Annotated in this window: 7 protein-coding genes and 1 tRNA gene; 5 read left to right on the forward strand and 3 right to left on the reverse strand. The window is 33.5% G+C overall.

What is annotated here, in order from left to right:
* Window positions 1-2 precede the first annotated feature (2 nt).
* Window positions 3-3314, reverse strand: coding sequence for a glycosyltransferase family 117 protein (locus DIS18_RS06485; protein ID WP_109352188.1), 3312 nt, complete (start codon window positions 3312-3314; stop codon window positions 3-5).
* Between the two features lie 193 nt (window positions 3315-3507).
* Between DIS18_RS06485 and DIS18_RS06490 the strand changes: the two genes are divergently transcribed.
* A tRNA-Gln gene (locus DIS18_RS06490) sits at window positions 3508-3580 on the forward strand.
* Between the two features lie 182 nt (window positions 3581-3762).
* Here DIS18_RS06490 and DIS18_RS06495 read toward each other — a convergent pair.
* Window positions 3763-4587: a universal stress protein gene (locus tag DIS18_RS06495; protein WP_109352189.1), complete on the reverse strand. Its 825-nt coding sequence runs from the start codon at window positions 4585-4587 to the stop codon at window positions 3763-3765.
* Between the two features lie 279 nt (window positions 4588-4866).
* Here DIS18_RS06495 and rimP point away from each other — a divergent pair, with 279 nt between their 5' ends.
* The 3 genes from rimP to infB all read left to right on the forward strand — a co-directional run bounded on the left by rimP (window position 4867) and on the right by infB (window position 9367).
* Entirely contained in the window at window positions 4867-5328 is a 462-nt protein-coding gene (rimP, locus tag DIS18_RS06500; protein ID WP_109352190.1) for a ribosome assembly cofactor RimP, read from the forward strand.
* A gap of 11 nt (window positions 5329-5339) precedes the next feature.
* Complete coding sequence (nusA, locus tag DIS18_RS06505; protein ID WP_109352191.1) at window positions 5340-6572, forward strand: transcription termination factor NusA; 1233 nt, start codon at window positions 5340-5342, stop codon at window positions 6570-6572.
* A gap of 80 nt (window positions 6573-6652) precedes the next feature.
* The gene (gene infB / locus DIS18_RS06510; protein ID WP_109352192.1) at window positions 6653-9367 is read left to right on the forward strand and encodes a translation initiation factor IF-2; all 2715 of its coding nucleotides are present in this window, start codon (window positions 6653-6655) and stop codon (window positions 9365-9367) included.
* Between the two features lie 76 nt (window positions 9368-9443).
* Here the strand turns inward: infB and DIS18_RS06515 are convergent, their stop codons facing one another.
* Window positions 9444-9839, reverse strand: a complete 396-nt coding sequence (locus DIS18_RS06515) for an SPOR domain-containing protein (RefSeq protein ID WP_109352193.1) — start codon at window positions 9837-9839, stop codon at window positions 9444-9446.
* Window positions 9840-10053: 214 nt separating this feature from the next.
* Here DIS18_RS06515 and DIS18_RS06520 point away from each other — a divergent pair, with 214 nt between their 5' ends.
* On the forward strand, window positions 10054-11346 hold the full coding sequence (locus DIS18_RS06520; RefSeq protein ID WP_109352608.1) for a c-type cytochrome: 1293 nt from the start codon (window positions 10054-10056) through the stop codon (window positions 11344-11346).
* Window positions 11347-11354: the final 8 nt, after the last annotated feature.

Below are 11354 nucleotides of genomic sequence, written 5' to 3' on the forward strand. Positions count from 1 at the left end.
TTTTAATTAGAGCTATCGCTTTCTATTGGAACGCCACTATCAGTAGGAATATCTACATCGGTTCTTATGGTGTCTTCAGGTTCTTCATCACCATAAAAATGTCTAAAAGACCTCAAGTAGTTATTAAAAATATCACCTTCAGTTTCAGCAAATTCAACATCATATCTAATTAAAACGTCAACTAAACCTTTATATCGCTGTATATCAGTGTAAATATCTTCAAACAATTGCTCTTGTTTATCAACTTTCAAGCTGCTATAGTATGCTAAGTTTTCTTGATATTTTTTAGAAACATCTTTAAATAAACGTTGTGCTTTTTCCTTATTACCAACTTCGTAATACGCTCCAATAAAAGGCTCTAAAAGCGTATAATAACCAAAATATTCAACAGGCATATTATCCATAGCTATATCTGCTACTTCTTCAGCCTTATCAAGTTTATCTTCATTAATTAATTGCTCAGATAAACGCGCTAAATTCCCTCTATAAGTAATCGAATTTTTACGTGTTTCCACATCATGATAAATCTCTGAACTGCCACTATTTCCCCAATCCCAATTCTTAACTTTTTCGTACATTAAATCACTATCTACACGTCCCATATCAAAAGGATTAGCTCTATCCACAGGAGTTTTTATTGGTACTAATTTGTAACACATACCATCTAACTGTAAATAATCTTTCATCCAGATATAATCATCGTCTCCAAAACTACCACCAGTAAAATAAATTGGGCGTTGCCAATCATTATTAGCAACTATATCTAGCATTAACAATCGGTTTTTATAAAGTGCACCACCTGTAACTTCAATATCAATATGTGGTACAATTTTATCTTCATCTTTAGGTTTTACAATACCATATTTTAAGGCATTTTCTTTATTTACAGGAACACGTAAATGTTTAGTAGGTAAATATGTTGAATTTGCATCTTGACTTCTAACTCTAGACATATCAACACCTTGTTGCTGTAATATATATTTGTACTTTGTCTTAGGGTTATCACTGGCAACAAAATCTAAAAAACGTTTTACCTCTAAAGTGTCAGGAACTACGGGCTGAATAATAATATAATCATTAGTTCCATATTTATATAAATCGTGAGTAAGTTGAGAAGGCACAGGGTCACTCTCATAAGCTTTACGCTTCATTTGGTCTATGTACCAATCGGTTTGAAATAAACTAGTATTTACAACACGTACATCGGTTCTATAACCTTCAATTTCTTGAGCATACCAAAGCGCAAAGGTGTCATTATCACCAATAGTAAATAAAATGGCATTTTCTGCACAAGAATCTAAGTACATTTTTGCCATAGCTCTGGCGGTATATTTGTCAGATCTATCATGGTCGTCCCAATTGTTTGCTGCTAAAATACCAGGGACTAATAACAAACAAGCAACAGTAACTAATGGTGCTGCTAATTTTTTAGACATGTATTTTTTTAGCAAATCATAAATGGCATAAACTCCAAAACCAATCCAAATTGCAAACACATAAAAAGAACCCACTACAGAGTAATCTCGTTCTCTTGGTTCAAAAGGACGTACATTGGTGTAAACCTGTATAGCAATTCCTGTAAAGAGGAAAAACACCAGCATTACCCAGAATAATTTCCTGTCTTTGTTGAATAAAAAGAAGAATCCAATAAGTCCTAAGATTAGCGGTAATAAATAATAAGTGTTTCTGGCTTTATTGTTTTTAACATCTCCAGGTAAATTGTCTTGAGACATGCCTAAGTGCCATTCATCAATAGGTTTTATTCCAGAAATCCAATTACCATGGTTATCATAACGTCCTTGAATATCATCTTGCCTTCCAGCAAAATTCCACATAAAATAACGCCAGTACATGTAACCTAATTGGTATTCAAATAAGTAAGCAATATTACTTGCTAATGATGGTTTTTCAATATTTATATAATCTTTGAACTGTTTCAGGAAAGCATTATAATCTTCATAATCAATATTACCGCTTCTAACATCTTTTCTGAAATTTGCTACAGCACCAAGCAGTTCACTTTCACTAGCGTATTCAGGCTTCAAATTAAAATCTAAAAAACCAGAAAACATCATGTAATTTTCAGCATGTTCACTACTCCACATTCTAGGTAAGAAAGAAGCGTGGTCAGAGTTGTAATTCTGTTTAGCGTTCTTCCAATCATTAACTACAACATATTCACCTTTTTCTTTATCCTTTTCATATTTAGGTTTGTCATCAACATAGGGGTTGTTGTCATCTAAATAAGCATATTGATCTGTAAATTGAGGTCCATAAAACAAATGTGTTTCAGGATATTGCTCTAAGTTATAGTAAGCCAATAATTCTCTGGCACTAGAGGGATTATTTTCATTAATTACCACATTGGCATTAGCACGAATAGGTAGCATTAACCACGTTGAAAACCCAATAATAACAAAAGTTAAACACAGAATTCCTGTATTTAAATGTGTGTAATTTTTTTGACGTGTATATTTTAAAGCATAAAAAATAATAGCTACTAATGCAATACCAGCAATTACAGAACCTGAATTAAAAGGCAAGCCAATAGTGTTTACAAAAAACAACTCAAAAGCACTAAAAATCCTAAGAATGTTAGGTGCGAGTAATTTAAATATAAATAGTAAAACACCAACCGAAACTACATTAGCAATAATAAAGTTTTGAATGGTAATATCTTTATAATTTTTAAAGTAGTAAACAAGTCCAATGGCAGGTATGGTCAATAATCCCATAAAGTGAACCCCAAAAGATAACCCAATAACAAAGGCAATTAAAATAAGCCAACGGTTACCACGTGGTTTGTCCATGTCTTGTTCCCAGCGTAAGCCTAACCAAAATAAAACAGACATAATTAAAGTAGCCATGGCGTAAACTTCAGTCTCAACAGCATTAAACCAAAAAGAGTCTGTAAAAGCAAATGCTAAACTTCCTACTAAACCACTACCTAAAATAGCCATAGATTTTCCTTGAGACATATCTTTTTTACCACCAACTAACTTTTTTAGCAATAAAGTAATCGTCCAAAACATAAAAAGAATGGTAAATGCACTGGCAACAGCACTCATCATGTTCAGCATAAAACCAACTTGCGAAGGCTCTAAAGCAAACATTGAAAAAAACGCACCCATCATTTGGAATAAAGGTGCTCCTGGTGGATGCCCCACTTGTAGTTTTGCCGAAGTTAAAATATATTCTCCCGCATCCCAATAACTCACGGTAGGTTCAACGGTTAAACTGTATGTTATAAGCGCTATTAAAAAAGAAAACCAGCCTAAAATGGCATTCCATTTTTTATAGTTTACATGTGCCATGTGTATCAGTGTTTATTTGCTTTGGCGAATTTAACAATAAATATGAAATGAGACCTAACTATTTAGTTTGTCTTAACATATCTAGTTTACTCAAAACGCTTTTAAAAAAACGATAAATATTCAAGATTATTTTTTTAAAAAAAAACTTGTGCAAAGATTTTTTTATATTAAATTTGCACCCTCATTACACAAATGGCCCATGGTGTAACTGGCAACACGTTGGTTTTTGGTACCAAAGAGTCTAGGTTCGAGCCCTAGTGGGCCAACATTTAAATCCTAATTTCGAAAGAAGTTAGGATTTTTTGTTTTATTAATATTTTCATTTGGGCGTTACCACAAGGGTCGGGCTATCCGCTACAAGTCCTCGCACCTCTCCCGATAGCTATCGGGATCGGGCTATGGGCTATCCGCTTCTATCCCTAACGCGAATTCAGAACTAATTAAATTCCTAAATCTTAAAAGTAATCACAGGTCGTTTTGCATGATTCACCAAGTCTTCACTAATACTACCGTTAAAAAAATGAGAAATTCCTTGTCTACCATGGGTGCTCATACCAATTAAATCAGCACCAATAGATTCGGAAAAATTCATAATGCCTTTTTCAATATTCACATCATTATAAATATTAGTAGAGTAATTTGAAAAGCTAGATGAATTAGCAAAATCTTGCATGCGCTCATTTGCATGGTCTGAAGTAATAAATTTATTAGGTGTATTTACCACAAGTAAATGTAATTTAGCCTTTAAAATTGTAGCAAAATCAACCGCTTTTTTATATGTAGCCTTACTTTCCTCTTTAAAGTCTGAAGCAAAAACAAAGTCACTTACTTTAAAAGTTTCATGTTCCTTTTTAACAACAAGCACAGGAGTTTCAGAAGTTCTAACTATTTTTTCAGTATTGCTACCAATAAGCATTTCTTTTAAACCGCTTACACCATTTGATCCCATAATAACCAAATCAATATCATGCTTTTTACAGTTATGAAAAACACCTTTAAAAATTTCATGAAAATCAACTGTTTCATGTACAGTTACACCTTCTAAATAATCTCTATTTAAAATATTTTCAAACTTCTTATGAGCCAATTTCATAAAAAATACAGCTTCAGGTAAATCGCTTTGCGAATTCATAGCATCAACTTCATGTAGCGGAATTTCTAAGATGTGCAATAAGTAAATTTCAGCATTATGAGCTCTAGCTAATTGGGCAGCTACTTTTAAAGCATTTTCAGCTTGCTCAGAAAAATCGGTGGGAACGAGTATTTTTTTCACATGTTTAAATTTTAGTAATTAATTTCATAATAATTATAAAATTAAGAACATGTGCAACCACTTGTTACACGCGTTCTCTTATTAAAAATTTTAAACATTTTCTGTCATGAAAATATTTTTAAAATTTATTAATGTTCGTTTCATCATAAGTTAAGTTGTGGTGTATCTAAATTTATGAAATATTCCTTTAAAAATCAATAAAATATTATATATTTGCACCGTTGAAAGGCGAAATTAAAGATATGAGGGGACGGAAAGTCCCCTCTTTTTATACTTAAAATGTTTAAAAATAAAGTTACAGAATTACTTGATACAGCGTTAATTGAACGCTCTGATTTGTTCTTAATTGATTTTACAATCAATTCTGAAAACCACATAAAAGTAATTATAGATGGCGATAATGGTGTTTTAGTTGAAGATTGTATGTTTATCAGTCGCGCTATAGAACACAACTTAGATAGAGAAGAAGAAGATTTTTCTTTAGAGGTTATGTCGGCAGGAGCAGCATCTCCATTAACACATCAACGTCAGTATTTAAAAAACATTGAAAGAACGCTAAAGGTAAAAACAGCTTCTGAAGAAATTGAAGGTAAACTTACCGAAGCAACAAATGATACTATCAAATTAGAGTGGAAAGTTAGAGAGCCAAAACCAATAGGAAAGGGCAAAGTAACTGTAAAAAAGGAAGCAAATATTCCTTATGAAAATATTGTAGAAGCAAAAGTTATGATTAAATTTTAATTTAAAGAGTTATGGAAAATGTCGCGTTAATTGAATCTTTTTCAGAATTCAAAGATGATAAGCTAATTGACAGAGTAACGTTAATGGCCATTTTAGAAGATGTATTTAGAAGTGCCTTAAAAAAGAAATTTGGGGATGATGATAATTTTGATATCATTGTTAATCCAGATAAAGGGGATTTAGAAATATGGAGAAATAGAATTGTTGTTGCTGATGGTGAGGTTGAAGAACCTAATCAAGAAATCTCACTAACTGAAGCTCGTAAAATTGAGCCAGATTTTGAAGTTGGAGAGGATGTGTCAGAAGAAGTAAAACTTATAGATTTAGGAAGACGTGCTATTTTAGCATTACGTCAAAACCTAATTTCTAAGATTCATGAGCATGATAATACCATAATCTACAAGCAATTTAAAGATTTAGTAGGAGAAATATATACAGCTGAGGTACACCATATTCGTCACAGAGCAGTTATTTTGTTAGATGATGAAGGAAACGAAATTGTTTTACCAAAAGACAGACAAATACCTTCTGATTTCTTCAGGAAAGGAGATAATGTAAGAGGTGTTATTGATAGTGTAGAGCTTAAAGGCGCTAAACCAACTATCATTATGTCAAGAAGCTCTCCTGTGTTTTTAGAGAAATTATTTGAGCAAGAAATACCAGAAGTTTTTGATGGTTTAATTACAATCAAACACGTAGTAAGAATTCCAGGTGAAAAAGCAAAAGTAGCTGTAGATTCTTATGATGATAGAATTGATCCTGTTGGAGCATGTGTAGGTATGAAAGGTTCTAGAATTCATGGAATCGTTCGTGAGTTAGGAAACGAAAATATTGATGTTATTAACTATACAAATAACTTACAATTATTTATCACTAGAGCATTAAGTCCAGCGCGTGTTACATCTATTAAACTAGATGAAGAGAACAAACGTGCTGAGGTTATACTTAAGCCAGAAGAGGTAAGTAAAGCTATTGGTAGAGGTGGTCATAACATCCGTTTAGCGGGTCAGTTAACAGGCTATGAAATTGATGTATTTAGAGAAGGTGCAGAAGAAGATGTTGAGTTACGTGAGTTTAAAGATGAAATAGAAGGCTGGATTATTGAAGAATTCAGTAAAGCAGGTTTAGATACTGCTAAGAGTATATTAGAACAAGATGTTAAAGATCTTGTTAAGAGAACAGACTTAGAAGAAGAAACGATTGAGGATGTTATCAGAATTCTGAAAGAAGAATTTGAAGAATAGTAAATAAAAGTGCAGATTTGCACTATTGTTATGTCTGAAAAGGTATAATGTATATATTTGAGTATTATTAAAGGCGATTTATGGCTGAAACAATTAGATTAAATAAAGTATTACGCGAGCTTAACATCTCTCTTGATCGTGCTGTAGAATTTTTAGATTCTAAAGGCGTTGAGATAGAGAAGCGCCCGACTACGAAAATTTCTCAGGAGACTTATGATTTGCTTTCTGATGAATTTGAGACGGATGCAAATAAAAAGATGAAGTCTCAAAAAGTAAGCGAAGCTAAGCTTAAAGAAAAGGAAGATTTACGTGTTAAACGTGAAAAAGAATTAGAGGCAAAGCAAAAAGCACAAGAAGCCAGAGAAAAAGCTCAGCAAGAGGAAGTGGTTAAAGCCGCAGCAGAACTTTCGGGTCCTAAAACTGTTGGAAAAATAGATTTAGACGGCAAGAAAGCTGAAGCAAAGCCAGAAGCTCCTGCAGAAAAAGTTGAAGAAAAAGCTAAGACTGTAAAAACTGAAACGCCTAAAGTTGAAGAGAAACCAGTTGAAGCTAAAAAGCCTGAACCTAAAGAAACACCTACAAAGGAAGTTTTAAATGAAGATGGCGAGGTTGTTCCTGATGAAAAGGTTACAACACAATATAAAAAACTTACTGGCCCAAAAATAGCTGGAGATAAAATTGATTTATCTAAGTTTAATAAGCCTAAAAAGAAAAAAGAAGAAAAGAAAACAGATGCTAAAGCTGGAGATGCTAAGAAAAAGCGTCGTCGTATTAGTAAAGCTGGACCTCCAAATCAAGGTGGTCAAAATAGAGGCCCTGGGAATCGTGGTAATGATCGTTTCAAAGGAAAACCTGGACAAGGTCGTCGTAATACTCCAAAAGAAGAGCCTTCTGAAGAAGATGTGAAAAAACAAGTGCGTGAAACACTTGAAAAACTTCAAGGAAAATCTAGCAAAGGTAGAGGCGCAAAAAATAGAAGAGAGAAAAGAGATAAACATAGAGAGCAATCTGAAATCGATCAACAAATCGAAGCAGCAGAAAGCAAAATCATTAAAGTAACAGAATTTGTTACTGCCAGTGAAATGGCTACCATGATGGATGTTGGTGTTACTGAAATTATTTCTGCTTGTATGTCTCTTGGTATGATGGTAACAATGAATCAGCGTTTAGATGCTGAAACATTATCTATTGTTGCTGAAGAATTTGGATATCAAGTAGAATTTGTAACTGCAGATATAGAAGAGTCTATTGAAGAAGTTGAAGATAAACCAGAAGATTTAAAATCTCGTGCACCAATTGTTACGGTAATGGGTCACGTAGATCATGGTAAAACATCACTTTTAGATTACATCCGTGAAGAAAATGTAATTGCTGGTGAATCAGGTGGAATTACCCAACATATTGGAGCTTATGGTGTTCAATTAGAAAGCGGGCAAAAAATAGCATTCTTAGATACACCGGGTCACGAGGCCTTTACAGCAATGCGTGCTCGTGGTGCTCAAGTAACAGATATAGCTATTATTGTAGCTGCAGCTGATGATGATATCATGCCGCAAACAAAAGAGGCTATTTCGCATGCTCAGGCTGCTGGAGTTCCTATTGTATTCGCTATTAATAAAATAGATTTACCAGCTGCAAACCCAGAAAAAATTAAAGAAGGTTTAGCTAATATGAATTTATTAGTTGAAGATTGGGGTGGAAAAGTTCAGTCTCATGACATTTCTGCTAAAATGGGTACTGGTGTTAAAGAATTATTAGAAAAAGTATTGCTTGAAGCGGAGTTATTAGAGCTTAAAGCAAATCCAAATAAACCTGCTATTGGTACAGTTGTAGAAGCATTCTTAGATAAAGGGCGTGGATATGTATCAACAATTCTTGTGCAAGCAGGAACTTTAAAAGTTGGAGATTATGTACTTGCTGGTCAGCATAGTGGTAAAGTAAAAGCAATGCATGATGAGCGTGGTAACGATGTTGCTGAGGCAGGTCCTTCTACACCAGTTTCTATACTTGGTTTAGATGGTGCGCCACAAGCAGGTGATAAATTTAACGTATTTGCAGATGAGCGTGAAGCGAAACAAATTGCTTCAAAACGTGCGCAATTACAACGTGAGCAATCTGTTAGAACACAACGTCATATTACATTAGATGAAATTGGTCGTCGTATTGCACTTGGAGATTTCCAAGAGTTAAATATTATCCTTAAAGGTGATGTGGATGGTTCTGTTGAAGCATTAACTGATTCGTTCCAGAAATTATCTACTGAAGAAATTCAAGTGAATATCTTACATAAAGGTGTTGGAGCTATTACTGAAAGTGATGTATTATTAGCTTCGGCTTCTGATGCTATTATCGTTGGATTTAATGTACGTCCTGTTGGAAATGCAAGATCTATTGCTGATAAAGAAGAAATTGATATCAGAACATACTCAATCATCTATGATGCTATTAACGATCTTAAAGACGCTATGGAAGGTATGTTATCTCCAGAGCTTAAAGAAGAGATTACTGGTACTGCTGAAATTAGAGAAATATTTAAAGTATCTAAAATCGGAACCATTGCTGGTTGTATGGTAACTAACGGTAAAATACTTAGAAACTCAGGGATCAGATTGATTCGTGATGGTGTAGTTGTATTTACTGGAGAATTAGCATCATTAAAACGATTTAAAGATGATGCTAAAGAAGTATCAAAAGGATACGATTGTGGTATGCAAATTAAAAACTACAATGATATAAAAGAAGGCGACATTATTGAAGCTTTCCATGAAGTTGAGGTTAAGAAGAAGTTAAAGTAATCTTTACATCAATTATGTTAAATAAAAAAAGAGCGGTTAATTAACCGCTCTTTTTTTATTATAAGATTTTTAGTTTTTAACTTTTCTTTGGTTTGAAAATAAAAGCATGAGGAAACGTTCTCTTAATTCTTTTTAAAGCCCTGTCTGCTTCAAGACGTGTTCTAAAGTTTCCTACCCATATTTTAAAATTAGGTGTTTCATATTGAATTGAAGGATTCCAACCACCACTTACAGACTTGTTATACTCTTCTTGAGCAGCATAAGCACCGGCACGATTACCCGAATAAACTTGAATTTTGTAACGTTTTGGATCAGCTTCATTTTTATTCATTTCCTTTTTTAAATCAAGTAAAACGGTAATATGTTTGTCTTGATTTATAGTTACATCGCCTTGTTGAGAGTGACCGTGTACTGAAATCAACATAAAAGTAATAAGGCTTAAAAAACTAATTTTTAAATTCAATGGTTTCATTTTCAAAATTATTTATACAAATGTATACGTTATAAACTTAATTGTGGCTCTTTTTATTATTTAGAATCCCTCTAAATTATCAATTAACACTTCTGTAACATTTCTAAAATGGACTTTTAATATTACTTTTGCGAGAGATTTTTTTAACTGTATTTTTCCATTTATGATAATGAAAAAATCATACCAAAGTTTAGAAGTTAATTTGACCAACAATATGAGAAAGGTGATTCACCGTAAATTAAGCAAAAACTTTCTTCGTTTAGGCTTAGTTTTTTTATTAGCGTTTACAAATACTCTTTCTGCTCAAGAAGGAGATCCAGCAAAAGGAAAATCATTATTCAATGCCAATTGTGCTGCCTGTCATAAGTTAGATAAAAAGATGACTGGACCTGCATTACGTAATGTAGAGGCGCGTTTAGCTGAAGAAGAAGGTTTAGATAGAGAATGGTTGTACGCTTGGATTAAAAATAGTGCCGGAGTTATTAAATCTGGGGATGCTTACGCAAACAAAATTTACAAAGAATATGGAGGTGCAGCTATGACTGCGTTTCCTCAATTGTCTAATGAAGACATTGATAATATTTTAGCTTACACTGCTGAAGAGAAGAAAGTTGCTCCACCTACGCCACCAAATCCTGATGGTGGAACTGATACTGCAACTTCTGGAGGCATTTCAAACGAAATCATTTTAGGAGCTCTTGCAATTCTATTTATTTTATTAGCGGCTGGATTATACTTAGTAAATAAAACATTACGTCGTTTTGCATCTGCTCAAGGTATAGATTTACCTGAGTCTTCAAGTAGAACGCCATTATGGAAAGCATTTATTCAAAATCAATTTTTAATGCTTGTAGTAGCGATATTCTTTTTATTGTCTAGTGCTTATTTTGTGTACGGATACTTATCGCAAATTGGTGTTGATCAAGGATATCAACCAGTACAGCCAATTCATTTTTCGCATAAAATACACGCAGGCGATAATGGTGTAGATTGTAAATACTGTCACTCTTCTGCAAGAGTTAGTAAAACGTCAGGAATACCTTCACTTAATGTTTGTATGAACTGTCATAAATCAATCTATGAATATACTGGAGAGACTTCACCAGAATATTCAAAAGAATTCTATGATGGTGAAATTAAAAAATTATATGCTGCAGCTGGATGGGATGATGCTGAACAGAAATACACTGGTGAATCTAGTCCAGTAAAATGGGTTCGTATTCATAACTTACCAGATTTCGCATATTTCAATCACTCACAACACGTTACTGTTGCTGGGGTTGAATGTCAAACATGTCACGGGCCAGTTGAAGAAATGGAAGTGATGTACCAACATGCACCATTAACAATGGGTTGGTGTATCAATTGTCATAGAGAAACAAATATTGACGTTAAAGACAACGCGTACTACACTAAAATACACGAAGAGTTATCTAAGAAATATGGTGTAGATGAGTTAACAGCTGCTCAAATGGGTGGTCTGGAATGTGGTAAGTGTCATTATTAAGAATAAAA

This window comes from Algibacter marinivivus (assembly GCF_003143755.1).
GTDB classification, from domain to species: Bacteria; Bacteroidota; Bacteroidia; order Flavobacteriales; family Flavobacteriaceae; genus Algibacter_B; species Algibacter_B marinivivus.